This window comes from Kitasatospora sp. NPDC089509 (genome assembly GCF_044749365.1).
Classification (GTDB): domain Bacteria; phylum Actinomycetota; class Actinomycetes; order Streptomycetales; family Streptomycetaceae; genus Kitasatospora.
In genome coordinates, this window is the sequence record NZ_JBIVHS010000028.1 from 5,402 (window position 1) to 29,661 (window position 24,260).

Here is a 24,260-nt window from a genome sequence, read left to right on the forward strand (position 1 = left end):
GTCGCGGGGCCCGTCCGGGCCGTGAAGAGCGTGAGTGTCGCGGGTGCCGTGCGTGCTGCGGGGCCTGTCCGGGCCGACGGCGCCGTGAGTGCCGCGAGCGTCGCGGATGCGGTGCGTGCTGTGGGGCCTGTCGTGTCTGGCAGGCCTGTCGCGCCTGTCGCGCCTGTCGCGCCTGTCGGGCCTGCTGGGCGTGTTGTGCCCGTCGTGCCTGCCGTGCGTGCCAGGCCTGTTGTGCCTGTTGAGTGTGTGTGGATCGTGTGGACTGTGGTGTCCGGGAGTTGGGGAAGGAGGGGACGCGGATGAGTGGGTTCGGTGTCACGGGTTGGGGGATGTCGGTTCCCGAGACGGTGGTGACCAGTGCGGAGTTGGCCGAGCGGTTCGGGGTGGACGAGCACTGGATCGTGTCGCGGTGCGGGATCCGTGAGCGGCGGGCGGTGGGTGAGGGGCAGACGACGGCGTCGATGGCGGTGGAGGCCGGGCGTCGGGCGCTGGAGCGGGCGGGTCTGTCGGGTGCGGACATCGCGCATCTGATCGTGGCGACCGCGACTCCGGAGCAGCCTTCGCCGGCGACGTCGGCGTTCGTCCATGACGCGTTGGGTGTCGCGGGCAGTGCGCATGACGTGAACTCGGAGTGTGCGGGTTTCGTGTACGCGCTGGTGAGTGCGATCGCGTTGATGCGGATGGATCCGCGGCCGGTGCTGGTGATCGGTTCCGACACGCACACGCTGACCGCGAACCCGGCGGACCGGGACCTGTCGATCCTGGTGGGTGACGGGGCGGGGGCGGTGGTGCTGGAGCCGGGGCCGGTGGAGCGGTTGCTGGCGTGGAACCTGGGTGCGGACGGCTCGTGCAAGGACTCTCTGAAGGTCCTGGCGGGGGGTTCGCGGATGCCGACGACCGCGCAGACGGTGGAGCAGGGCCTGCACTACGCGCAGATCAACGGTAACGAGATCTATCTGAACGCGGTGCGGTACACGGTGCGCACGATCCGCGAGACGCTGGAGCAGGCGAAGCTCGGGGCGCACCAGGTGGACCACGTGGTGCCGCACCAGGCGAACATCCGGATCATCAACTCGGTCCTGGCGCACACCGGGATCCCGGCGCAGCGGCTGGTGACGAATCTGGAGCGGTACGGCAACACGGCTTCGGGGTCGATCCCGATCGCGTTGTCGGAGGCGTTGGACGCGGGGCGGATCCGGGAGGGCGAGAAGGTGTTGCTGGCCGGGTTCGGTGCGGGGATGACGTGGGGTTCGGTGCTGCTGGAGTGGGGTGGTGTGCGGTGAGTGCGCGCGGTGCGGTCTTCGGTGAGCGCCCGGCGAGTCCGGTGGCGCTGGTGACGGGGGCCTCGGGGGGGCTGGGGCGGGAGCTGGCGCTGGAGCTGGACGCGGCGGGCTGCCGGGTCGCGGTCCATTACAACAGTTCCCGGGAGCAGGCCGAGGAGGTGGCGGGCAAGCTCGTCAACGACCATGTGCTGGTGACCGGGGACGTCGGGGACTGGCAGGCGGTCACGGCGCTGCACGCCCGCATCCGCGAGGCGCTGGGCGAGGTGGGTGTGCTGGTCAACAACGGTGCGATCCGCCGGGACTCGTTGATGGCGATGCAGGATCCCGCGCAGTGGCGCCAGGTGGTGGACACCAATCTGGTGGGGGCCTTCCACACGGCGCGGGCGTGTGTGCCGGCGATGCTGCGGGCCCGCTGGGGGCGGGTGGTCAACATCGTCTCGCCGTCCGCGCTGATCGCGACCCCGGGGCAGACCGCTTACTCGGCGTCCAAGGCGGGGCTGATCGGGATGACCCGCACGCTGGCCGCGGAGTGCGGGCGGCGTGGGGTGACCGTCAACGCGCTCTCGCCCGGTTTCATGATCACCGGGATGACGGACACCCTGCCCGCGCACGTGATCGAGGCGATGCGTGAGCGTATTCCGGTGCCCAGGTTCGTCACCCCGCGCGAGGTCGCCCGTTCCATCGGTCTCTTCCTGGACCAGGACTGCATGACCGGCCAGGTCCTGAGCATCGACTCGGGCGCCTCCATCACCTGACCCCCGCCCGCCCGGGCGGGCGGGCGCGGGCCGTGTGCCCGCGGGCCGTGCCGCCGTCCGGCCCCCGCCCCGGCCCCGTGCCGGCGGGCGGGGGCCGACGCGTTGCCCCGCCCCGCCCCGTCCCGCCGTGCGGGTGCCGGCGGGTGCCGGTGTCGCCGGGCGCGCGTGCCCGGCGGGCCGCCGGGAGCACGGTGTGCTGTGGGTGGCGCACGGTTGGGGCCGGGCACCCGGCGACGCCGGCACCCACGCCCCGGGTGGCCGGGGAACACCACCGATGCGACGGACACTCACCGCCCTGTCCACTGCCCTGCTCGCCCTGTCCGCCGCCCTGCTCGCCCTGCCCGGGGCCTGGCCCCGGCCCTGCCCGCCGCCGCGCGGGCCGGCCCGGTCGACCCGCGGCCCCACGCGCCTGCGGCTACCTCGCCGCGCCCGCCCGCCCGGCCGCCGGCGGCCAGGCGGCATCTGCTACTGCATGGGCGGGTGCCGCCGGGCCAGTGGCGACGGCCGGCGGGTCGTGCCGCGCCCGTGCGACGGTTCCTGGAACCGGTTCCGGTTGGTCTGCCCGGACGCTCTGGTCCACGGCACCGACGACGGCCGGTGTCTGTGGGGCCACGTCCCTCACGGCCTCTTTGACCGTCCGGGTGCCGGGGCGGTGGGCTGCGATGCGGGGGATGCGAACCGGCGCGGGACGTTCGGCACCGGCCGCGGTGTGTGCAACGCGGCCGGCGCCTGCCCGACCTGCGTCGGCAGCCCCGGTCCGCGCAGCTCCTAGGGCCTGTGGACCCTGGGCCGCACCGCGGGTGCGGGCGCGGCCCGGGAATTCGGCTGGCACCGCTTCGACAGCGGCTGCCCGGTCAACCCTGACGTCTAGGGCGTGTCCGGCCGGTCAGGGGCCGGGCTGTGCGGAGGTACGCGGGTCGGAGTTGGCGATACGTTCGGCGAACCGGCGGACCTGGTCCTCGGCGGGTTCGTTCCCGGTGACGGCCATGGTGTGGTGGCGCCACGCCGTGGGGAGAGAGGAGTCCTCGACGCGGAACCGCATGGTGAGGTGGGCTTTCTCGCCGCGGCCGCCGACACGGACGCCGAGGCCCGGGGGCGGGGGCGGGCAGTTCCAGCGCCGGTACCAGCCGAGGACGGCCAGTTCCCGGGCAAGGAGGCGTGCGGCGGTGTCGACCGGTTCCTCCCAGCTGTGGTCGGCGGCGAAGCGGTTCAGCTCGGCGTCGTACGGTTCTGCGTCGAAGTGGGAGTCCGGGGGCAACCGCACCCGGATGTCGTCGGTGTTCTCCCACGTCCACACCACCAGAGCACCACGCCGTTCTGTGGTCACGAAGACGCCCCCGCAGCAGCCGGTGTCGCAGTAGTTGTTCGACAGCTCGACCCGCCGCGGTTCACCGCCCGTCTTCAGCGGCCACGTTTCGCACGGGCCGATCAGCATCTCGTGAAAGAGGCTCGAATCGCTGTCGGGGTGGATCGTCTCCACGACGTCCACCCCGTCGATCATCAAACGGATCCGCGCCGAGGGCCGCCATGACCTCGGATCCGCGGGGACATGGCGAAGGGAGAGGACGTTGAACGGGCCGGAATGCTCCATCGGCCCATGATCACACCTCCGGAACCGGGGCGGCCGGCACCCACCGTGGCGTCGCGGGTGGGTGGCCGCCGGACCGGCCGGCCGGTCGTGCGTGAGCGGGGTGCTGCTGTTGGTGAAGGGTGGGTGCAGTTGCCGATGACGCGCGAGACGGCGATCACGCTGGTGCGGAAGGTCATGGGCGTTCAGTGCGACGAGGACGAGATGACGCGGGTGCTGGACCGGCTCGACAGGGCACTCGCCTGCCCGGCCGGGTACGTGTCCGCTCTGGTCTTCTGGCCCGGGGACGGGCAGGCGGCAACCGCTGCGGAGGTGGTTGACCGGGCTCTGGCATATGAGCCGTTCGCGCTGTGAAACGGCCTCAGGTGCGGAGCCGGATGACGGGGGCGGCGGTGGTGACCGTGCCGGGGAAGACGTAGCCGCGCTTGTCGTGGCGGGTCGCGACGGCCCGGTGGTCCTTGAGCTTGTTGATGGCCCGCTCGGCGGTGTTGCGCGGTTGTCGGGGGTCCCGGCGCGGGCGCAGCGCCGCTGCCGGGCGCCGGCGGGTGCGGTGCGCGGGCGGGTGCGGTGACGGGCGCGGGGCGCGGGGGTCGGGGGTGTTGTCAGCCGTTCTGGCCGCGGGGCCGGACGACGAGCTGGTTGACGTCCACGCCCTCGGGCTGGTTGACGGCGAACACGATGACGTCGGCGATCTGTTCGGGGGTCAGGACGGGGGAGGCCTGGGGTGTGCCGCCGCGTTCGTCCCAGAACGGGGTGTCGACCACGCCCGGTGCGACGAGGGTGACGCCGACGTGGTCCTGGGTGACGAGCTGGCGGACGTTCTCGGCGAGTGCGTGTGCGGCCCACTTGGTGACGGAGTACAGGTTGCCGGGGGTGTTGCGCACGCCCGCGACGGAGCCGACGACCACGATCCGGCCCCGGGAGGCGCGCAGGTGGGGCAGTGTCTCGCGGACCAGCAGTGCCGGGCCCAGGACGTTGGTCAGGACCATGGCCCGCATCGCCTGGGGGTCGTGGTCCTCCAGGGTGCCGGGCAGGGAGTAGCCGGCGTTGGCGATCACCGTGTCCAGCCGGCCCCACCGTTCGACGGTGCGGTGCACGGCCGAGGCGACGTCGTTCTCGTCGGCGGCGTCACCGGGGAGCGTCAGCAGCTGCTGTCCGGCGTCGGCGGATGCGGCGAGGGCGGCCAGGCGGCCGGCGTCGCGGCCGGTGACCGCGACCGGGTGGCCCTGGGCGAGGAGCGCCCGGGCGGTGGCTGCTCCGATGCCGCTGGAGCCGCCGGTGATCAACGTGACACGTTCCATGGGGCGTGATGCTACTACGGCCGATCATGGGGGCCGGCGGCGAACGGGCGGCGCCAACTGCGCTGGCGTGGGCCGCAGTCGCACGGCCCGGGCGGCCCGCACGCCCGGGCGCCGTCCCACGGGGGTGAGGCGCCGTCACCTCCGGAGGGGCCGCCCCGCCCGGCTTGCGCTATGCCGCGAGAGGCACGGTTCCCCAGGGGTCGAGGCCCGTGCCGCGCCAGCGGCGCCCGTCCCGGCTGTGGACGAACCGCGAGCCCTCGTAGCGCAGATCGCTGATCCAGAAGTCGGGGATCCCGCGCCGCACGTACCGGTGCAGGAGTTCGGCCATCCCGCAGTCGAAGCGCATCCAGCACTGCGGTGGTGCCCAGTGGCGACGGAGGACGACCGTCGTCCATCGGTTGGGATCGGGGTCGCAGGCGTACCAGCACAACAGATCGGCGTCCACCGTGCCGCCCCACGCGATCAGCAGGTCGGGCTCGTCGAAGTCCTCCTCCTCGGCGGTGCAGCGAGCCGTGTCGGTCTCCTCCTTCACCGGGAACGGCGGGTTGGGGTAGACCTCGGAGACAGGCGGGTTCACGTAGAGGAAGTTGTCGAACGTCCCCTCGCCGTAGACCTGCATGAAGGCCCGGTAGTCGTCGGGGAAGCCGTGGCCGTACTCGGCGGTCATGTGCGGCCAGTCGACGGCGTTCCCGCCGCCGGCCGGTGGGGCGACAAGAGGCCGAAGCCCGCGAACCGTCCGAAGCACGCAGGACATGTCCTCGGACCCGCTGCCCACGTCGATCTCCTGATCAGCTGTGCCGAACCGCCGTGACACGGCGCGCGAATGCGGCCGTGGCCGAGCCGGGGACGCGGGTGCCGTCATCAGCCGGGCCGTGCGGCTACCACGGCTTCACCCCGGTAAACACGCCGCGACCGGTTTCGCGGCAGCGGACCCGTGGCCGGACGACACGCTGACGGCGTGGACGCGGAGGCGGGATGCCGCCGGGCCCGCACCCCCCACCGCGTGGCGGGGGTGCGGGCCCGGCAGGAGCGCGGGGTCAGCTCAGGGAGGCGAGGGCGGCCTCGTAGTTCGGCTCCTCGGCGATCTCGGCGACGAGCTCGGTGTGCAGGACGGTGTCGTTCTCGTCCAGGACGACCACGGCGCGGGCGGTCAGGCCGGCCAGCGGGCCGCTGTCGATCGACACGCCGTACGCGTCGTGGAACTCGCGTCCGCGCAGGGTGGAGAGGGTCTTGACGTTCTCCAGGCCCTCCGCGCCGCAGAACCGCGCCTGCGCGAACGGCAGGTCCGCCGAGATGCACAGCACCACGGTGTTCTCCAGCGCGCCCGCCCGGGCGTTGAAGGTGCGCACCGACGCCGCGCAGGTCGGGGTGTCGACGCTCGGGAAGATGTTGAGGACCTTGCGCCGTCCGGCGAAGTCCTTCAGCGAGGTGTCCGCGAGGCCCTCGCCGACCAGCGTGAACGCCGGGGCCTGGCTGCCCGCCGCCGGCAGCGCGCCGCCGACCTCGACCGGGTTGCCCTTCAGCGTGACCTGAGCCATCAAAAGCCTCCTACCAGCGGTATACGGGTGACAACGCCGCCGATCCTACTGCCCGCCCGCCCCCGCCCCACCCGGTGACCGAGGAACGGACACCGCCGGCCCCGGTCCCGGCGGCCCCCGACGGCCCGTGGAGGCCACCCGCGCCCGCCGCCGCCCGGCCCCGTGCCACCGCGGCCCCGCGGACGCGAGGGGTCCGCGTCCCGGCCGCGACCGCCTCCCGCGCACCGCGCACCGTGTGCCACCGGGCGTCGGACGGCGGCAACGGCAGGTGCGGCAACCGTCCCGTCGTGCGGGGGAGTTGACACCGCTCCCGCTCCGCCCGCCCCGCCGTCCCGGGTGCGGCCGGTGCGGGGCCGGGGGCGGGCGGGCCTGTGCGATGCTGGCCGGACGGTGAACGGCCCCCTGGGGGCGGCTTTGCGGGGGCGGGAGAGACGGGGCGTGAGGGTGGCGGACACGGGCGGGGCGCGGGAGTTCGACGAGGTGCGGCGCGGCTACGACCGCGCCGAGGTGGACGCGTACTTCAGCCTGCCCGCGGGGCTGCGCCCCGATGGTCCGGGGTTCGCCGTCGCCCGGCGCGGCTACGACCGCGACCAGGTCGACCGGGCGGTGGCCGCCGCCCGCGGGCCCGCCCCCGCCGACGCCCCCGTGTCCGTCGGTGCCGGGGCCGGCGGGCGCCTGGGGCGGGGCTTCGACCTGGTGCGCCACGGTTACGAACGCGCGCAGGTGGACGCCCACTTGGCCCTGCCCGCGGGCGGGCGCCCGGTGTGTCCGCGTTTTCGCATCGTGGGGCGCGGCTACGACCCCGGGCAGGTCGAGGGGGCCCTGGCCGCCGCGTACCCCTCGCGTACCGGGGCGCCGGCGGTGCCGGTGTTCGCCACCGCCTGGCGCGGCTACGACCCGGTGCCGGTGGACGCCCACCTCGCGTCGGCCCCGCACCACCGCCCGGCACCCGGGGCGTTCCCGCTGGTGCGGGGCGGCTACCGGCGCGCCCAGGTCGACGCCTACCTGGCCGCCACCGGCCCGCAGCCCCCCGCGAGCGGCGGGCGCTGACACGCCCCGCGGTCCGGGCAGGCCTGACAGGCGGGACACGGCTCCGCACACGGACCGGCATCCCACGGCGGGACCTGCCCGCGCGGGACCTGTCCGCGCACCCGGCCCGGCGGGGTCCGCGAGGGCAGGGCCCATGGCTCCCGCGCCGACCGAGACCACCCGCGCCGCGGCGACCGGCGCCGGCCAGGAACGCGGGTGTCACCTTCGCGCGTTGGCCCGGTGTGGTGATGATGACGGGTCTGCTCCTCATGGCCGTGCTGGTGATCGTGCCGTTCACCCTGGCCTCGATCCGGCACGTCGTGGTGCGGTCCGGCCGTCCGGGGCGGCTGTCCCGGCGCCTGAGCGTCCGGACACGGGGCACCGGGCTGGGCCTGGGTGCCACCGCGACCGAGGAGTTGCACGCCTTCTTCAACGCCAACAAGCGCGTGCAGACCGAGCAGCGACGCACTCAGCTGGTCCTGCGGGACGACGACCACGCCGGTGCCCCGCCCCGCATCGGTGTCGACCTGGAGGGCGGCACCGCTGTAGTCCGGCGCCGGGGGTAGCCGCGCCGCACCGTGCGTGCTCCCCGCACCGCACGCTCCCTTCCCGGGACCGTGCCGCCTGCCCGTGTCCGCTGTGGTGGCCGGGCCCTATGCTCGTCGTCGTTCGTCCCGGGGGAGAGGAAGCAAGCGGTGGGCTGGTGGGGGCGTCGGCGGCTGGACCGTCGGCTGGAGGCGGCCGAGCACCTGTACCGGCAGGGGCGCTGGGCGGACGCCGAGCGGGAGCTGCGCGCGGTCCTGGAGGCCGCCGGGGACGGGGCGCACCCGTCGGCCGGCGCCGCGCGCGTCCTGCTGGCGCAGGTGCTGCGCGCGCAGGGCCGGCTGGAGGAAGCGGAGCGCGAGGCCAGGGCCGCCGTCGCCGCCGCGCCGGTTGCGGGCGGGTCCGGGGAGCGCGACGGGCGGGACGGACGGGACGTCCTGGCCCTGGTCCTCGGTGACGCGGGCCGCCACCGGGAGGCGGCCGACCTCCTGGCCGCCACCGCCGCGGCACGCGCCCGCGTCACCTCTCCCGGTCACGGGCTCGTCCTCAAGGGCCGCAGCGACCGCCTCCAGCACCTGGCCTACCTCGGCCTGCACGGGGAAGTCGTCGCGCAGGCGCAGGCCGTGCGGAGTGCCGCCGCCGGCACCGACGACCTCCACCGGATCCTGCTGCCACTGGCCGCCGCCAACGGCCTGGCCTTCAGCCTGTGCCTCCACGGCCACCACGAACAGGCCGAACAGACGCTGCTCCCGGTGATCGAGGAGGCGCACCGGCGGGGCCTGGGCCGGTTCCTGGTGGTGCTGCACCTGGGCGCGGCCCGGGCGCTGACCGGTCAGGGCCGGGCCCGGGAGGCGCTGGCCGCCGTCGAGCGGGCGCAGGAGGCCTTCGACCGGACCCCGGGCGCCGGCGCGCTGACGCACGACCTGAGCGCGATCCTCCTGGCCCGCGGCGCGGCACTGCTCGCGGCGGGCCGGCCCGCCGACGCCGAACACGAGGCCCGGCGGTGCCTGGACCGGTGCGCCAGCCGCCTGGGCCCCGCCCACCACCGCGCGCTGGAAGCCGCCACCGTGCTCGCGACCGCCCTGGCGGAACTGGACCGCGACGACGAGGCGGCCGGCCTCCTGCACACCGCCCACGACGCCTGGCGCACCCACTTCGGCCACGACCACCACGGCGCCGTCCGGGCCCGCCACGTCCTGGCCGGCCTCACCGGCCGACCGCTCTGACGTCCCCGGCCGGACCGGGCCGCCCCGGGCCCGCCCGCCCCCCTCGGGGGGCCGGGCCATCCACCGTGGGGTGTACGGCACTTCGCGCCCCGCACCCCGCGGCCCCCGCACCCCGGGCGGGGCGCGGGAAAACATGTGACGCACCGTCAGGGCGCCGTGGTGTACTGCGTGCCGGAACCGTTCGCGCACAAGTCGCCCCGAGGAGTGGACCGTTCGATGAGTGCCGTATGCCCGGGCTGCGCCGGCGCCGAGCACGCCCTGCCGCTGCCCGAGGCGCTGGCGGACGCGGCCGCCGGCGCCGTGGACCCGCCGGCGGCCGCCCACCTGGCCCCGCCGCCCGCGCCGCGCCCGCAGCCCGCGCCCGAGAGCGCGGCCGCGGCCGCGCTGGTGGTGCTCGCGGCCCTGTGGCTGCTGGTGGGGGTGCTCGCCCTGCTGCGCCCGCATCCGGATGCCGGCCGCTACGACGGCGCCTACCGGGCGGGCTACCTGCTGGGCGCCTTGGTCGGCCCCGCGCTGCTGACGGGCGCGGCCCTGGTGGTGCGCACGCTCTCGCGCCGCCGCGCCCGGCGGCGCGAGAGCGAGCGCCTGTCCGTCCAGCAGGCCCGCTGGGAGCAGCTGGTGGCGCGCTGGCGCGCCGGCTGGTGGTGCCGGCGCTGCCGGGCGGCGTTCTTCCCCGCCGGGGCCCTGCACCCGGGCGCCGCGCCCTCGCCCGTGATCGCGCCGGCGCACTATCCGGCCTGGGTGCTGGGCGCGCCCGTGCCTGGCGCGCCCGTGCCGGGCGGGTCCGTGCCGGGCGCCTGACGTCCCGTCCCGCGCGGGGCGGGTGGGCCGCGTGGGACGGGTGCGTCTTGACACCCGCAGGTCGTATCCAGAATATTGGATGCGTCCTGCTGTCGGGGTGGTCCCGCGGGCCGGGGCCGGAAGGGGGTGCGCGGTGGATCCGCTGGCCGTGCACAAGGCGCTCGCCAATCCGGCGCGTGCGGACTTCCTGCGCTGGCTCAAGACGCCCGAGCGGTACTGGGACGAGGGGTACTACCGCGAGCGCGGGGTGGGTTTCCACGTCGGGGTGTGCGTCAGTGACATCCGGGAGCGTTCGGGGCTGGCCCAGTCGGTGGTCTCCGGCTACCTGCAGATCCTGCGGGACGCGGGGCTGCTGGTGTCCGAGCGGGTCGGCAAGTGGACGTTCTACCGGCGGGACGAGGAGACCATCGCGGCCTTCGCCGCGTACGTGCGCGACGAGCTCTGAGCCGCGCCCGTCCCCCCGTTTTCCGCTGTTCCGGCCCGGCCGAGGGGCGCCCTGCGGGGTGTCCCTTTTCTCCGGCCCTAATTCATCTAACTATCTAGATTTGTCGCTGTGGCTTGGTGGGGTCGGGGCCGCGGCGGTGCGAGGGAGGCTGTCGATGGAAAGCGGAGCACGGGCGGGCCGGGGTGCGGCGGTGGGGGTCCTGGCGCTGGGGGTGTTCGGGATCATCACCACCGAGATGGGGGTGGTCGGGGTGCTGCCGCGCCTGGCGCAGCGCCTGCAGGTGGCGCCGGCCACGGCGGGCTGGCTGGTCGGGGCGTTCGCCCTGACGGTGGCGCTCGGCGGTCCGGGGCTGACCCTGCTGGCCGCCCGGCTGCCGCGCCGGGCGGTCCTGGCGGGGGCGGCGGCGCTGTTCGCGCTGTCCAACGCGGTCTGCGCGCTGAGCGACTCCTTCCCGGTGGTGCTCGCCTTCCGGATCGTGCCGGCGCTGGCGCACCCGGTGTTCTTCGCCCTGGCGCTGACCGCCGCGGGGCGCCTGGCCGCGCCCGGGCGGGCCGGGCGGGCGGTGACCACCGTCTTCGCCGGGGTCAGCGCCGGCTTCGCGTTCGGCGTCCCGCTGACGTCCTTCCTCGCCGACCACTTCGGCCTGCCCGCCGCGTTCTGGACCGGGGCCGGCGTCAACCTGCTGGCCGCCGCCGGGATCCTGCTCCTGTTCCCGCGCCTGTCCGAGGCCGAACGGCCCACCTGGGCCGGCCAGCTGGGCATCCTGCGCAGCACCCGGCTGTGGCTGTCGGTGGCGGCCGTGGCCCTGGTGTTCGCCGCGATGTTCAGCGGCTACGGCTTCTTCGCCGAGTACCTGGAACGCGTCACCGGCCTCGCCCCGTCCCTGACCGGGCCCGCGCTGATGGCCTTCGGCATCGTCATGACCGGTGCCGGCGTCGGCTTCGGGCGCCTGCTGGAACGCGGCCTGACCCGCACCGTCACCGCCTACCCGCTGCTGTACATCGGCCTGTACGCGCTGCTGTACGCGGTCGGCACCCACCCGGCGCCGATGGCCGGCGCCGTCCTGCTGTGGGGCGCCGTCCACTCCGGGGGACTGGCCGTCGCCCAGGGCTGGCTGGCCCGCGACGCCGCCGGGGCGCCGGAGTTCGGCAACAGCCTGTTCATCTCCTTCTCCAACCTCGGCATCACCCTGGGCACCGCGCTGGCCGGCGCCACCGTCACCGCCGCGGGCCCGCGCCATCTGCCCCTGACCGGCGCCGCCCTCGCCCTGCTCGCCCTCGCCGCCGTCCTCGCCCGCCGCCGCCTGGGCCCCGCCCAGGCCCCCGCCCCGGCCCCGGTGCCCGAAGCGACCCCGGCGGCGGACACGGCCCCGGCGGCGGTCGCGCCCTGACGGCCCGGGGCCCCTGCCGCACCGGCAGGGGCCCCGGGGGACGGGCGGACGCAGGGGTCGGGCCCGGCCGAACCCGTGCCCGCGCACGGCGCCGACGAAGGAGTGCCAGGCCCCGGCGGGGAAGAGCAGGGCCGGGCCGTGGGGGTCCTTGGAGTCGCGCACGGCCATGCCGCCGGCGCGACGGGCCGTCTCCACGCACTCGTTCGCCTGGGCGCTGTAGCTGCTCTTGTACCAGTGCCCGGCGGAGGTCTCCGGTACGGCCATGCGCTTCACCCTCTTGTCCGCTCTCGTCCCGTGCTCAGGTCTCCGCCGCGATCGCCGTGATCATATCCAGCGTCTGGGCGGTATTCAGAGCCGAGGACCGCAGGTGTTCGAAGACGAGTCCGTAGCCGTCGAGTTCGGCTTCCCGCTCCAGGTAGTGGCTGCTCGTCAGATTCTCCAGGAACACCGCTCCGGGGGTCGGGGAACTGCTGAAGCCGTACATCACGAACGCACCGCATGCGCCGGCGCTCGCGCCGATGCCGAGCGGGACCACCTGCAGGGTGACGTTGGGTAGTTGGGCTACCTCGGCGAGGTGGCCCAACTGGGCCCGGTGCACGTCGCTGCCGCCCACCGGGCAGCGCAGGGCGGGTTCCCAGACGATCGCGCACAGCCGGGCCGGATCGGGACCGGCCAGTACCGCCTTGCGCTCCATCCGGACCTTGACGAACTGCTCTATGCGTTCCGGGTGGACGGCGGCGGGGTTGGCCTGCAGCAGGGCGCGGGCGTAGTCCTCGGTCTGCAGCAGGCCGGGCAGGACCAGCGGCTGCCAGTTGCGGATGTAGCGGGCGTCCGCCTCCAGATCGAGGAAGTCGACGTAGGCGGGCGGGATCGTGTCGCCGTAGACGATCCCGCCCCCCGCCATGGGGGAGTGCTCCTGCTGGATGCCGCGCCACCGCACGTCCGTCCCCATCGCCCGCCGCCTGCTGCGCGACTTCCTCACCGGACTGAACGCGCGCCAACACTACGGCGACAGCGCCGAGTTGGTGCTCGGCGAGCTGCTCACCAACGCTGTCCTGCACGCCCGCACCCCGCGTGAGCGGCAGGTGTTCGTCCGCTTCGGCCTCACCGCCTCCCACCTCCTCGTCGAGGTGCACGACGCCGGGCGCGGCCTGCCCCTGCCGCGCCCGGCCGGCGTCGACAGCGAGTGCGGGCGGGGACTGCTGCTGGTCGCCCGGCTCGCCGTCGACTGGGGCTGGCGGGCGCGGGAGGGCGGCATCGGCAAGACCGTGTGGGCCCTGCTCGCGCCGGAGACCGGACAGGGCGGCCCCGGCTGCGGGGCCGGCGTTCAGGCGTAGCGGTCGAACAGGGCCTGGAGGTAGTCCTCCAGGCGTGCGGTCAGCAGCTGCGCCGTCAGGTCGGTGCGGCCCAGGCCGCGCCAGGGGACGGCGACCTTGTGCGCGTCCGGGGCGAAGGCCAGCGCGTCCAGCAGCCGCCAGTACAGGTGGTCGGGGCCGTGCGGGCTCAGGGTGGTGCCGCCGGCCCGCTGGTAGGCGTCGGCGAAGGCCATGCCCGTCCCGGTGCCGTGCAGCAGGGCCAGGGCGGTGGAGCAGTGGGCGACGTCCAGGTCGGCCGGGCCCCAGGAGGTCTCCACCCAGTCGACGACGCCGCTGACCGCCAGCTGTGCGCCGGTGCCGGTGAACAGGACGTTGCCGGGGTGGAAGTCGCGGTGCAGGAAGCAGGCCCGGTGGTCCGGCGCCGGGCGCCCGATCACCTGCACCGCCCGTTCCCACAGGGCGGGGCGCGCGGTCGCGGCGGGGGGCTGGACGCGGTCGGGCGAGGTCCAGGCCTGCCAGGCGCGCGGGCGCCGCCGTTCGGGCACGGCCACGGCGTGGACGGCGGCCAGCTGGGCGGCCAGCAGTTCCACCCGGCGCCCCACCTCGCCGTCCTCCTCCACCCGCACCCGGCCGGGCAGGGCGGTCATCAGCAGCGACGGGTGCTCGCACCGCTCGCCCGCGGCGTCCACCGCCCGCAGCCGCGCCGCCGGCACGTCCCCGTCCTCCAGCAGGCGCAGCACGGCGGCCTCGCGCTCCAGCAGGCCGGGCGCGTGGCGGCGGTAGAACGGCTTGACGAACGAGCGCAGCACCAGCGAGTACCCGCCCCCGCCACCACCACCGTCGTCGCCGCTGTTGCCGGTGCCGCCGGTGTCGGGGCCGGCGGGTCCGATGTCCAGGCGGCGCATCCGCGAGGTCCAGCCGCCCTTCAGCTCCCGCTCCCGGACGATCCGTTCACCGGGCGCGAGCACGCCCTCGACCCACCGGCGTGTGCCGGCCCACCCGGGTGCGCTGTCCTCGATCACGGACGACCACCCTACGGCCCCGCCCCCGCGCGCCCGGGCCCGCCACCCGTCGCGGTGCGGCGGCGGGCCCGGCCGGGTGCCCGGGTCAGCCGGGCAGCGGGTCGGGCACGCCCCGGGCCTCGGCGTCGGCGGCCGCCACCACCGCCGACAGCAGGCCCGGGAAACGGGCCTCCAGTTCATCGGCGCGCAGGGTGTTCATCTTCGTGGTGCCCACGTAGTACTGGCGCAGCACCCCGGCCGCGCGCAGCACCGAGAAGTGGTGACTGGAGGTGGAGCGCCCGACCGGCAGGTCGAAGGAGCCGCAGCTCAGATCGGCGCCCGCGTGCGCCAGGGTGCGCACCACCGAGCGCCTCGCCGGGTCGGCCAGGGCCTCCAGCACCTGCTGGACGCTCACGTCCTCCACACCGGGGTGCACGATCATCCGCGCCGCAACGCGTGCCCGTCCCACACCCACCACCCCTTCCCACGCCTGGCCCCCGTCCCGAAATCGGTACCGTCAACGGCCGCGCACCACGCGCGACTTCACGCCCGACGCTACTACGGGACGGGCCCCGGCAACGCCCGTCGCAACACCTCCGCAACACCGGGCGCGCACCGGATGCGCACGAAGCCGCCCACGGGGACACCCACGGGGACACCAACGGGGGTGCCGGCGAAGGCGCGCGGGGGACCACACGAAGGACGTACGGGGCGAGGGGGACGGGGCAAGACGTACGCGGCGAGGGGGGACGGGGGAGGGGTGCGGGGACGCCCGGGGGGGTGCGGGGCGGCGGGCGGCCCCCCGCCCGCACGGGGGAACCGCCCGCCCGCCCCGCACCTCACGGGCCGGGCGGCGCGGGGCCGTTCAGGCCGCCCGCACCGGCGGCCCCGCCGGACGGGCCAGGCGGGCCAGCGCCAGCGGCTCGAAGATGCCCATCAGCACCGGGTCCACCGGCCGTACCACCGCCGGCGCCGGCACCGCCGGGACGGGGGAGCGCAGCAGCGACAGGTACAGCTCCTGCGTCTGGTCCGCCGGGTCGATCCCCAGCTCCTCCGCCAGCACCCGGCGCAGCTGCTGGTAACAGCGCAGCGCCTCGGCCCGGTTGCCCGCCGCCGCCAGCGCCTCCATCCGGCACCGGTAGGCGCTCTCCCGGAACGGCGCCCGGCGCACCGCCTCGTCCGCCCACCGCAGCGCGTGGTGCTCCTCGCCCAGCGCCGAGGCCGCCAGACTCGCCGTCTCCAGCGCGCCGATCCGCAGCTCCTCCACGTGCTCACGCACCCCCTGCGCCCACTCGCCCTCGTGGTCGGGCAGGAACGAGCCGCGCAGGTTGGCGATCGCCCCGGCGGCCAGCTGCTGCGCCACCGCGTGCGAACGCGCCGCCAGCGCCTCCCCGGCCTCGCCCACCGCGCTCGCGGCCGCCTCCAGGTCCACCGCCGCGTCCGCCGGCAGGCGCAGCACGTACCGCCCGCCCTGGGCGATCAGCGGCGTGGCCCCGGGGCCCTGCCCCGGCGCGGCCACGAACGCCCGCACCCGGGAGACCACGCTGCGCAGCGCCGAGGCCCAGGTGTCGGGCAGCCCGTCGGGCCACACGGTGTCGGCCAGCTGGTCGCGGCTGGTGCCGGTGGAACGCTCCAGCACCAGGCGCGCGAACGCGACCTGGGCCTGGGCGCTGGACAGGTGCTGCGGGGCGCAGCCCTCGTGCTCGATCGTCACCAGGCCCGTCAGTCGGATCAGCATCACGCCGTCCCCGATCTGCCGTACGGGCCCTCGTCCCGAAAACCGTTCAACACAGCTCCAACCCCCTCGAAGCCACAGCGGAAGTGACGGCCGCACGGTCGGCAGCCGCCGGCATGGGAATCCGGACCGGAACATGAAAAGACGCCGACCAGCCGTTCGGTTTCGGCGGATTTCGACCATACATTCGCCGCCGAGCACGGTGTCAACACCCGTAGAGGAAACATACCCACCGGCCGGTCGATGCGTCGTGGACGCAAGGTTCCTGCACGTCAGCGCACCATCGCAGGCCAGGAAAGCGGCTATTGCGGACGCCTTGCGCATCCTGCCGTAGAAATGTAGCCATCCTTGAGCAGCCCACGTGAAGGCTTCGAGAAGAACCACCCCGCCCGCTGTTTCCACTTTCCCGGATATCCCGCCCGGCCGTAAAGCCGCCCGGCCGTAAAGCCGTAAAGCCGTCAAATCCGTAGAGCCCGCCGGCCGTAAAGCCGTGTCAATGCCGTCAGCCGTCAAAGCCGTCGAAGGAGAACCGCCCGTGAACGCCACCGGAGCATGGGACCGCCTGGAGCCGAAGCTCGCCGCGACGAACGCCCGCGTGGCCGCCCTGGAGTCCGACCCCTCCCGCCGCAACAGCTTCGTCGCCTACACCATGGAACGCGACAGCGCCTACTGCGACCTCGACGGCGAGCGCCTGCTCATGATGTCCGGCTACAGCTACCTGGGCCTGGCCGGCGACGAGCGCGTGGTGGCCGCCGCCAAGGCCGCCGTCGACGTCTACGGCACCGGCAACCACGGCGTGCGCGCCCTGGCCGGCACCATCCCCCTGCACGAGGAACTGGAGGCCGAGGTCGCCCGCTACGCCGGCCGCGAACGCGCCCAGGTCTTCGGCTCCGGCTACGCCGCCAACGTCGGCACGGTGGGCGCCCTGGTCGGAGCGGGCGACACCGTCCTGATCGACAAGTACGACCACGCCTCCATCGTCGACGGCTGCCGCCTCTCCGGCGCCACCGTCACCCGCTTTCGCCACAACGACGTCGACCACCTGGACCGCCGCCTCAAGGCCGCCTCCCCCACCGGGGTGCGCCTGGTCATCGTCGACAGCGTCTACTCCATGGACGGCGACATCGCCCCGCTGCCCGAACTGCGCGCCGTCTGCGACGCCCACGACGCCCTGCTGATGGTCGACGAGGCCCACGCCCTGGGCGTCATCGGCCCCACCGGCGGCGGCATCGAGGAGCACTTCGGCCACCGCCACCGCGTCGACATCAAACTCGGCACCCTCTCCAAGGCCATCCCCTCCATGGGCGGCTGGGTCGCCGGCAGCCACGACCTCATCGGCCACCTGCGCTACGCCGCCCGCCCGTTCCTGTTCTCCGCGGCCCTGGGCCCCGCGCAGACCGGCGCGGCCCTGGAGTCCCTGCGGATCCTGCGCCGCGAACCCGAACGCGTCACCCACATCCAGCACCAGGCCCGGCGCCTGCGCCAGCGCCTCAACGACGCCGGCATCTCCACCATGGACTCCGCCACCGCCGTGCTGCCCGTCATCGCCGGCAGCGACGACGCCGCCTACGACTACGCCACCGCCTGCCGCAAGGCCGGCGTCGTCGGCCTGCCCGTCGTCACCCCCGCCGTGCCCAACGACCTGGCCCGGCTGCGCATCGCGGTCACCGCCCGCCACACCGCCGCCGACATCGACTTCGCCGCGGACGCGTTCCTGACCGCCGCCGCCCAGACCGGCCTGATCTGACCCACCCACGGGCCACGGGAGGAGGAAGGAAGCCATGGCACCCCAGCAGCCCCAGCCCCAGCACCGGCCCCGCCACCGCGCCGAGATCGCCGTCACCGGCATCGGCGTGATCAGCCCCGCCGGCCACACCCTCGCCGACTTCTGGCACACGGTCAGCACCGCACGCTCCACCGCCACCGCCCTGACCGACCCCGAACTGGCCCGCCACAAGGTACGCCTCGGCTGCCGGGTCACCGACCTGCCCGACAACGCCCTGGTGCCCGCCAAGGACGCCCGCCGCCTGGACCCCTTCGCCCACTACGCCACCCTGGCGGCGCTGGCCGCCCACACCGACGCCGGCAGCCCCCAGCCGGACGCCGGGCGCAGCGCCGTCGTGGTCGGCAACGCGGTGGGCGGGCGCACCACCAGCGACCGCGAGTCCCTCCTGTACGCCGGCCACGGCCCGCTGCGGGTCTCCCCGCTGATGCCGCTGGTCACCATGCCCAACGCGGCCGCCGCCCAGATCGCCATGCGCCTGGCCTGGACCGGGACCGCGCTGACCATCGCCACCACCTGCGCCTCCGGGGCGGATGCCATCGGCCACGGCGCCCTGCTGCTGCAGAGCCACCGGGCGGACGTGGTCATCGCCGGCGGCTGCGAGGCCACCCTGACCCCGGTCACCCTGGCCGCGTTCGGCAACCTGGGCGCCCACTCCCAGCGCAACGGCGAACCCGCCCGCGCCTCACGGCCCTTCGACACCGACCGGGACGGCTTCGTGATGGGCGAGGGCGCCGGCTTCCTGGTCCTGGAACGCCTGGCCGACGCCCGCGCCCGCCGCGCCCGCCCCTACGCCCTGCTGGCCGGCTACGGCTCCAGCGCGGACGCCTACCACCTGTCCAACCCGCGCCCCGACGGCGCCGGCGCGGTCGCCGCGATGCGCGCGGCACTGGCCGACGCAGCCCTGGCCCCCGCCGACATCGCGCACGTCAACGCCCACGGCACCGCCACCGTCCACAACGACCGCGCCGAAGCCGCCGCGCTGGCCGCCGTGTTCGGCCCCCACGCCGTGCCGGTCACCTCCACCAAGGGCGCCATCGGCCACCTGATCGGCGCGGCCGGCGCGGTCGAGCTGATCGCCGCGATCCAGGCCATGAACACCCGCCTGGCACCCCCCACCGCCAACCACGAGAACACCGAAGAGGGCCTGGACCTCGACGTCGTCCACACCGCACCGCGCCCCATCCGCCCGGGCGCCGCGCTGTCCAACTCCTTCGGCTTCGGCGGCCACAACTCGACCCTGGTGGTGACCCCGCTATGACCACACCCGCACCCACGGCCGCACCCGCCTTCGCACCCGCCGCCGCGTCCGAGAGCGCCTCCGCGCCCCCGACCCGCACCCGCCTGACCGTGGACGCCCACGCGCTGGCCGCCTACCGCGCCGCCGCCCGCACCCGCCTGGACGCCCCCGCCCGCCCCGGCGCCAGCCCCGCCCACCCCTTCGTCCTGGCCCACGCCCTGGCCCAGCACACCGTCACCACCCTGACCGCCGCAGACCCCGGCTTCACCGGCGTCGTCCACCTCGCCCAGGAGATCCACACCCACACCCCGCTGCGCCCGGGCACCGACCTCGACGTCACCGTCGAGGTCACCGCCGCCCGCCGCGAGAACCGCGGCACCCGCCTGGCCCTGACCACCCGCCTCAGCTGCGCCACCACCGGCACCACCGTGGCGAGCCTGGCCACCGCCGCCCTGCTCACCGGCGCCACCGCCGCCACCCCCTTCGGCACCCCCGCCCCCGCCGCCCACCCCGGCACCACCCCCGACGCCGAACCCGCCGCCTACGCCCTGACCCTCACCCGCGAGGACACCGCCGCCTACGCCCACGCCTCCGGCGACCTCAACCCCATCCACCTGGACGACCACGCCGCCCGCACGGCCGGCTTCCCCGGCGTCATCGCCCACGGCATGCACCTGCTCGCCCTGGCCGCCGAACACCTCACCGACCGCCACGCCGCGGGCGAGCCCTCCCGCGTCACCGCCCTGGGCGCCCGCTTCGCCGCCCCCGTGGCCCCCGGCACCCCGCTGCGCCTGACCCTGCAGCCCTACGACCGCGGCACGGTGGTGCGCTTCACCCTGGCCACCGAGGCCGGCACCGCCGTCAAGGCCGGCTGGGCGCACATCGCCCCCGCCGGGGCGGGGGAGTGAACCCCGTGACCACCACCCCGGACAACCCGGCCGCCGGCCCGCAGGAAGCCGCACCGCAGGGAGCTGCCCCGGACAACCCGGGCCCCGGCCCGGACGGGGCGGCGCCGGCGGTGCCGCCGCTGCCGCTGCCCGACGCCGTCCTCGCCCACGCCCGCACCCGCCCCGGTGCCACCGCCCTGATCTGGCACGAACGCACCGTCACCTACCGCGAACTCGCCGACGCCACCGCGGCCGAACGCGCCCGCCTGGACGCCCTGGACCTGGCCCCCGGCGAGCCGGTGGGACTGATCGCCGTCAAGTCCCCCGAGGCCGTCGCCCTGGTCCTGGCCTGCCTGGCCGAGCGCCGCCCCTTCCTGCTGCCCTCCCCGCAGCTGGCCCCCGCCCTGCTCGCCGCGCTCTTCGCCCAGGCCGGCGCCCGCCACCTGCTCACCCCCGCCGGCCAGCAGGCACCCGCCCTGCCCGCCCTCACCCGCCCGGCCCCCGTGCCCACCCTCGCGGCCGGCACCTCCTTCCTGCTCACCACCTCCGGCTCCACCGACCTGCCCAAGATCGTCCCCCTCGCCCAGGCCGCCGTGGACCGCTTCACCGCCTGGGCCCACGACACCTTCGACCTGGGCCCGGGACGCACCGTCTGCAGCTACGCCCCCCTCAACTTCGACCTCGCGCTCCTGGACGTGTGGGCCACCCTGGCCGCCGGCGGCACCAGCCTGCTCATCGACCCCGCCCACGCCCTGAACGGCCGCCACCTGCTCACCCAGCTCCAGCGCCACCGCCCGCACGTGCTGCAGGCCGTCCCCCTGGCCTACGCCCTGCTCCTGCAGGCCGCCGCCGGCACCACCGTGCTGGAGGGCGTCGAGCACGCCGCGTTCACCGGCGACGCCATCGACGCCCGCACCCTGGCCGCGCTGCCCGCCCTGCTGCCCCACGCGCGCCTCTACAACATCTACGGCTGCACCGAGACCAACGACAGCTTCCTGCACCGCCTGGACCGCCTGGACGCCGCCGCCGCCCTCCCGGTGCCGATCGGCGAGCCGCTGCCCGGGGTGCGCACCCTCATCGCCACCGCGGACGGCACCGCCCTGACCGGGCCCGGCAGCGGCGAACTCTACGTCTCCACCCCCTTCCAGGCCGCCGGCTACCTCGACCGCTCCCGCGACAGCGGCCGCTTCACCACCCAGCCGGGCGGCGCCGGAGCGGGCCGGCGCTGGTTCCGCACCGGCGACCTGGTCACCCGCGACGAGAGCGGGCGCATCCACCTCACCGGCCGCGCCGACTTCCAGGTCAAGGTCCGCGGCGTGGCCGTCAACACCGCCGAGGTCGAACGCGTCCTGCTCGCCCACCCCGAGGTCAGCGAAGCCGCCGTCGCCGCCGCGAGCGACCCGCTCACCGGCAAGCGCCTGCACGCCGCCGTGCGGCGCACCCCCGGCTCCGCCCTCAACACCCTGCGCCTGCGCGAGCACCTGGCCCGCAACCTGCCGCGCGCCGCCGTGCCCGAGCGCCTGGCCATCCAGGACGCCCCGCTGGCCCGCACCGCCACCGGCAAGGTCGACCGCAAGGCCGTCCTGCCCACCGCACCCTGAACCACCCTGACCCACTGCACCCCGAACCACCGCACCCCGAACCACCCCCGTGCCCACATCCAATTCACGTATCCAGCAAGGGAGTCGAGCGCCATGAGCAGCAACACCGACCGGATCAAGCGCTTCCTGATCGAGGAATTCCTGCCCGACGTCACCCCCGACGAGCTCGCCGACGACCACGACCTGCTCTCCGACGGCGTCATCGACAGCCTGGGCGTCCTCAAGCTCATCGCCTGGGTCGAGGACCACTTCGCCCTGCCCGTCGACGACACCGACCTGGACCCCAACAACTTCCGCTCCGTCACCGCCATCGACGCCTTCATCACCCAGCGCCGCACCACCGCGGCCGCCACCGCGGGCGCCACCGCGGCCACCGCCACCATCGGCGGCTGACCCGTGCACCCGGCCCTCACCGCACTCCTGGCCGGACGCCCCGTCCCCCTGGAGGCCTGGCGCACCTGGTGGGACCAGCTGGAGCAGCGCACCCCGGGCCCGGCCCGCGACAGCGACCGGGCCCAGGCCGCCGCCCTGCTGGCCTGCCTGACCACCCGCCTGCCCGACCCCGCCACCCTGACCGCCCTGACCACCTCCCTCACCGAACGCAGCCCCCACCCCGGCACCCCCGTGGACGGCAGCGTCAACATCGTCGGCACCGGCGGCGGCCCCGCCACCCTCAACCTCTCCACCGCCGCCGCCCTGACCGCCGCCGCCATCGGCATCCCCGTCGTCAAGACCGGCTCCCGCGCCTACACCAGCGCCGCCGGCTCCGTCGACCTCCTCGAACGCCTGGGCATCACCCTCACCACCAGCCACACCCACACCGCCGACCACCTCGCCGACCACGGCATCGCCTTCGCCGGCCCCCACGTCTACCCGCCCCAGCTCACCCGCCTGGCCCGCACCCTGTACCCGCTCACCCTCAAACCCTTCGGACACTTCCTCAACACCCTCGGCCCGCTGCTGGCCACCATCCCCGTCACCGCCCAGCTCACCGGCGTCTCCCACACCGCCCCCCTGGACGCCCTGCGCCGCCTGGCCGCCCACACCCCCGCACGCGCCGTGTGGCTGGCCACCAACCCCGCCGGCGCCGACGAACTGCTGCCCTTCACCGACAACACCCTGCACACCCCCGACACCACCGTCCACCTCACCGCCGGCTCCGTCGCCCCCGCCACCGGCAGCCTCGCCGACCTCGCCCCCCGCCCCGACCACCTCACCGAGCACTTCCTCACCGCCCTCGAAGGCCGCGCCCACCCCACCACCACCCACACCATCGCCCTCAACGCCGCCGCCCTCGCCCTCGCCTCCGGCCGCCACACCCACTGGCACACCGCCTACCACCAGGCCCTGGACGCCCTCGCCGACGGCACCCCGCGCACCCTCACCGAACGCCTGCGCACCCGCCACCAGGCGGTCACCCATGCCTGAACCCCTCTTCCCCGCGGACGAGTTCGGCCTGGCCGTGTTCCTCAACGCCGGCGACCCGCCCGGACGCCTCACCGACCTCGCCCTGACCCTCGACGAGGCCGGCGTCGACGTCCTCGAACTGGCCGTCCCCTTCCCCGACTCACCCACCGACGGACCCGTCATCCGCCGCTCCGCCGCCCGCGCCCTCACCCACGGCACCACCCTGGACACCGTCCTGGCCGAACTCACCACCCTCACCCCCCGCCTGCACCGCCTCAAGACCGTCCTGCTGGCCGACTGGAGCCACAGCCTGCGCCACCGCGACCCCACCGCCTGCGCCCGCCGGATCGCCGACGCCGGAGCCGCCGCCCTGCTCGTCCACGCCCTGCCCCCACGGCTGCGCCCCGTCTGGCAGCAGGCCCTGGAACAGGCCCGCCTGCCGCAGGTCACCACCTGCTACCCGGCCTCCACCCCCCAGACCCTCACCGCCGCCGCCCAGGGCGCGAGCGGCGCCTACGTCTACCTCGTCGCCCACTACGGACGCTCCGGCACCGCCCCCGGCGCCGGCCACCGCGCCCTGGCCGGCACCGTCACCGCCCTGCGCGCCGCTGCACCGGGCGTGCAGGTCGCCGTCGGCTTCGGCGTCAAGGCGGCCGCCGACCTCGACGCGGTCGCCGGCTCCGGGGCCGACGCCGCGATCGTCGGCTCCGCCGCCGTCGCCCGCCTGGAGGACGCCCAGCGCCACGGCCACGACCCCGTGACACAGCTGCGCGCCCTGCTCACCGAACTGCGCCCGCCGCGCCCGGCCCGCCCGGACACCGCGCACGCACCCGCCACCCCCGCCACCACCCCCGTCACCAAGCCCGTCACCAACCCCGCCTGAGAGGACCCACCGCCATGCTGATCCGCGACCTCGCCGACGTGAAGACCGTCGAATGGGGCAACGGCCTGTCCCGCCGCTTCCTGCTCGCCGGCGACGGCCTGGGCTACAGCCTCACCGACACCGTCGTCAACGCCGGCACCAAGTCCCGCCTGGAGTACCGCAACCACCTGGAGGCCTGCTACTGCATCGCCGGCTCCGGGGAGGTCATCGACATGGACGGCAACTCCCACCCCATCACCCCCGGCCGGATGTACGCCCTCGACCGGCACGACGCCCACTACCTGGTCGCCAGCCCCGAGGAGGACCTGCGCCTGGTGTGCGTGTTCTCCCCGGCCCTGACCGGCGACGAGGTCCACCAGCTCGACGCCCACTCCTCCTCCGCCTACTAAGGCCCCAGGGCCCCAGGGCCCCGCCGGGCCCCGCCGAAGGGGCCCCGCCGACGAGACGAGCCGTGTGCCGGCGCCACCCACGGGCGCCGGCCCGCACACCCCGCACCCGGCACCCCGCC

26 protein-coding genes and 1 pseudogene are annotated in these 24,260 nt (G+C 75.4%); 18 read left to right on the forward strand and 9 right to left on the reverse strand.

All coding sequences use genetic code 11. The annotated features are described in order from the left end of the window. Positions 1–299 precede the first annotated feature (299 nt). Together ACIP4P_RS37455 and ACIP4P_RS37460 are read left to right on the forward strand one after the other, a co-directional pair. Complete coding sequence (locus ACIP4P_RS37455; protein ID WP_400926594.1) at positions 300–1,283, forward strand: 3-oxoacyl-ACP synthase III family protein; 984 nt, start codon at positions 300–302, stop codon at positions 1,281–1,283. After that, positions 1,280–2,038, forward strand: a complete 759-nt coding sequence (locus tag ACIP4P_RS37460) for an SDR family NAD(P)-dependent oxidoreductase (RefSeq protein WP_400926597.1) — start codon at positions 1,280–1,282, stop codon at positions 2,036–2,038. The genes ACIP4P_RS37455 and ACIP4P_RS37460 overlap by 4 nt, the downstream gene beginning before the upstream one ends. An 886-nt stretch (positions 2,039–2,924) precedes the next feature. On the opposite strand, the gene ACIP4P_RS37465 is transcribed toward ACIP4P_RS37460, so the two are convergent. Further along, positions 2,925–3,539, reverse strand: a complete 615-nt coding sequence (locus ACIP4P_RS37465; RefSeq protein ID WP_400926600.1) for a hypothetical protein — start codon at positions 3,537–3,539, stop codon at positions 2,925–2,927. Positions 3,540–3,752: 213 nt separating this feature from the next. Between ACIP4P_RS37465 and ACIP4P_RS37470 the strand changes: the two genes are divergently transcribed. Beyond that, a complete protein-coding gene (locus ACIP4P_RS37470) occupies positions 3,753–3,980 on the forward strand; it encodes an e9imm peptide (RefSeq protein WP_400926603.1) in 228 nt (75 codons plus the stop codon). Between the two features lie 248 nt (positions 3,981–4,228). Here ACIP4P_RS37470 and ACIP4P_RS37475 read toward each other — a convergent pair whose 3' ends face one another. The 3 genes from ACIP4P_RS37475 to tpx all read right to left on the reverse strand — a co-directional run bounded on the left by ACIP4P_RS37475 (position 4,229) and on the right by tpx (position 6,465). Continuing rightward, positions 4,229–4,927, reverse strand: a complete 699-nt coding sequence (locus ACIP4P_RS37475) for an SDR family oxidoreductase (RefSeq protein ID WP_400926606.1) — start codon at positions 4,925–4,927, stop codon at positions 4,229–4,231. 169 nt (positions 4,928–5,096) lie between these two features. Beyond that, complete coding sequence (locus ACIP4P_RS37480; RefSeq protein WP_400926609.1) at positions 5,097–5,594, reverse strand: hypothetical protein; 498 nt, start codon at positions 5,592–5,594, stop codon at positions 5,097–5,099. 370 nt (positions 5,595–5,964) lie between these two features. Then, positions 5,965–6,465, reverse strand: a complete 501-nt coding sequence (tpx, locus tag ACIP4P_RS37485; RefSeq protein ID WP_350518175.1) for a thiol peroxidase — start codon at positions 6,463–6,465, stop codon at positions 5,965–5,967. Between the two features lie 438 nt (positions 6,466–6,903). On the opposite strand from tpx, the gene ACIP4P_RS37490 reads away from it, so the two are divergent. The 6 genes from ACIP4P_RS37490 (at position 6,904) to ACIP4P_RS37515 (ending at position 11,899) form a co-directional block, all read left to right on the forward strand. Then, the gene (locus tag ACIP4P_RS37490; RefSeq protein WP_400926613.1) at positions 6,904–7,515 is read left to right on the forward strand and encodes a hypothetical protein; all 612 of its coding nucleotides are present in this window, start codon (positions 6,904–6,906) and stop codon (positions 7,513–7,515) included. Positions 7,516–7,745: 230 nt separating this feature from the next. After that, positions 7,746–8,060 carry a DUF6191 domain-containing protein gene (locus tag ACIP4P_RS37495; protein WP_400926616.1) on the forward strand — a complete coding sequence of 105 codons (315 nt, stop codon included), beginning with the start codon at positions 7,746–7,748 and terminating at the stop codon, positions 8,058–8,060. A 129-nt stretch (positions 8,061–8,189) separates the two neighbouring features. Continuing rightward, complete coding sequence (locus ACIP4P_RS37500) at positions 8,190–9,263, forward strand: tetratricopeptide repeat protein (protein ID WP_400926619.1); 1,074 nt, start codon at positions 8,190–8,192, stop codon at positions 9,261–9,263. 216 nt (positions 9,264–9,479) lie between these two features. Next, positions 9,480–10,064, forward strand: a complete 585-nt coding sequence (locus ACIP4P_RS37505; protein WP_400926622.1) for a hypothetical protein — start codon at positions 9,480–9,482, stop codon at positions 10,062–10,064. A 133-nt stretch (positions 10,065–10,197) separates the two neighbouring features. After that, complete coding sequence (locus tag ACIP4P_RS37510) at positions 10,198–10,509, forward strand: helix-turn-helix transcriptional regulator (RefSeq protein WP_350518172.1); 312 nt, start codon at positions 10,198–10,200, stop codon at positions 10,507–10,509. Between the two features lie 154 nt (positions 10,510–10,663). Next, a complete protein-coding gene (locus ACIP4P_RS37515) occupies positions 10,664–11,899 on the forward strand; it encodes an MFS transporter (RefSeq protein WP_400926626.1) in 1,236 nt (411 codons plus the stop codon). Between the two features lie 93 nt (positions 11,900–11,992). Here the strand turns inward: ACIP4P_RS37515 and ACIP4P_RS37520 are convergent. Then, a pseudogene (locus tag ACIP4P_RS37520) lies at positions 11,993–12,163 on the reverse strand (DUF397 domain-containing protein); the annotation flags it as partial. 34 nt (positions 12,164–12,197) lie between these two features. Next, positions 12,198–12,803, reverse strand: coding sequence for a DUF5753 domain-containing protein (locus ACIP4P_RS37525; RefSeq protein ID WP_400926629.1), 606 nt, complete (start codon positions 12,801–12,803; stop codon positions 12,198–12,200). 19 nt (positions 12,804–12,822) lie between these two features. On the opposite strand from ACIP4P_RS37525, the gene ACIP4P_RS37530 reads away from it, so the two are divergent. Beyond that, complete coding sequence (locus ACIP4P_RS37530) at positions 12,823–13,236, forward strand: ATP-binding protein (RefSeq protein ID WP_400926632.1); 414 nt, start codon at positions 12,823–12,825, stop codon at positions 13,234–13,236. Here the strand turns inward: ACIP4P_RS37530 and ACIP4P_RS37535 are convergent. The 3 genes from ACIP4P_RS37535 to ACIP4P_RS37545 all read right to left on the reverse strand — a co-directional run bounded on the left by ACIP4P_RS37535 (position 13,227) and on the right by ACIP4P_RS37545 (position 15,954). Then, positions 13,227–14,237 carry a phosphotransferase family protein gene (locus tag ACIP4P_RS37535; protein ID WP_400926635.1) on the reverse strand — a complete coding sequence of 337 codons (1,011 nt, stop codon included), beginning with the start codon at positions 14,235–14,237 and terminating at the stop codon, positions 13,227–13,229. The two genes, ACIP4P_RS37530 and ACIP4P_RS37535, sit on opposite strands and share 10 nt — an antisense overlap. Before the next feature lie 85 nt (positions 14,238–14,322). Further along, positions 14,323–14,658 carry a helix-turn-helix transcriptional regulator gene (locus ACIP4P_RS37540; protein WP_350518194.1) on the reverse strand — a complete coding sequence of 112 codons (336 nt, stop codon included), beginning with the start codon at positions 14,656–14,658 and terminating at the stop codon, positions 14,323–14,325. Between the two features lie 423 nt (positions 14,659–15,081). Then, the gene (locus ACIP4P_RS37545; protein ID WP_350517453.1) at positions 15,082–15,954 is read right to left on the reverse strand and encodes a bacterial transcriptional activator domain-containing protein; all 873 of its coding nucleotides are present in this window, start codon (positions 15,952–15,954) and stop codon (positions 15,082–15,084) included. Between the two features lie 532 nt (positions 15,955–16,486). Here ACIP4P_RS37545 and ACIP4P_RS37550 point away from each other — a divergent pair. From ACIP4P_RS37550 to ACIP4P_RS37585, 8 genes are all read left to right on the forward strand, one after another. After that, a complete protein-coding gene (locus ACIP4P_RS37550; RefSeq protein WP_400926639.1) occupies positions 16,487–17,698 on the forward strand; it encodes an aminotransferase class I/II-fold pyridoxal phosphate-dependent enzyme in 1,212 nt (403 codons plus the stop codon). A gap of 34 nt (positions 17,699–17,732) precedes the next feature. Further along, positions 17,733–18,995 carry a beta-ketoacyl-[acyl-carrier-protein] synthase family protein gene (locus tag ACIP4P_RS37555; protein ID WP_400926642.1) on the forward strand — a complete coding sequence of 421 codons (1,263 nt, stop codon included), beginning with the start codon at positions 17,733–17,735 and terminating at the stop codon, positions 18,993–18,995. Next, positions 18,992–19,882, forward strand: a complete 891-nt coding sequence (locus tag ACIP4P_RS37560; protein WP_400926645.1) for a MaoC/PaaZ C-terminal domain-containing protein — start codon at positions 18,992–18,994, stop codon at positions 19,880–19,882. The genes ACIP4P_RS37555 and ACIP4P_RS37560 overlap by 4 nt, the downstream gene beginning before the upstream one ends. A 5-nt stretch (positions 19,883–19,887) precedes the next feature. Further along, entirely contained in the window at positions 19,888–21,462 is a 1,575-nt protein-coding gene (locus ACIP4P_RS37565; protein WP_400926648.1) for an AMP-binding protein, read from the forward strand. 93 nt (positions 21,463–21,555) lie between these two features. Next, positions 21,556–21,855, forward strand: a complete 300-nt coding sequence (locus ACIP4P_RS37570) for an acyl carrier protein (RefSeq protein WP_400926651.1) — start codon at positions 21,556–21,558, stop codon at positions 21,853–21,855. 3 nt (positions 21,856–21,858) lie between these two features. Next, positions 21,859–22,890: a hypothetical protein gene (locus tag ACIP4P_RS37575; protein WP_400926654.1), complete on the forward strand. Its 1,032-nt coding sequence runs from the start codon at positions 21,859–21,861 to the stop codon at positions 22,888–22,890. Then, a complete protein-coding gene (gene trpA, locus ACIP4P_RS37580) occupies positions 22,883–23,752 on the forward strand; it encodes a tryptophan synthase subunit alpha (RefSeq protein WP_400926657.1) in 870 nt (289 codons plus the stop codon). Before ACIP4P_RS37575 ends, trpA begins: the two co-directional genes overlap by 8 nt. A 14-nt stretch (positions 23,753–23,766) precedes the next feature. Further along, positions 23,767–24,141, forward strand: coding sequence for an ectoine synthase (locus ACIP4P_RS37585; RefSeq protein WP_350517461.1), 375 nt, complete (start codon positions 23,767–23,769; stop codon positions 24,139–24,141). The last annotated feature ends 119 nt before the right edge of the window (positions 24,142–24,260 follow it).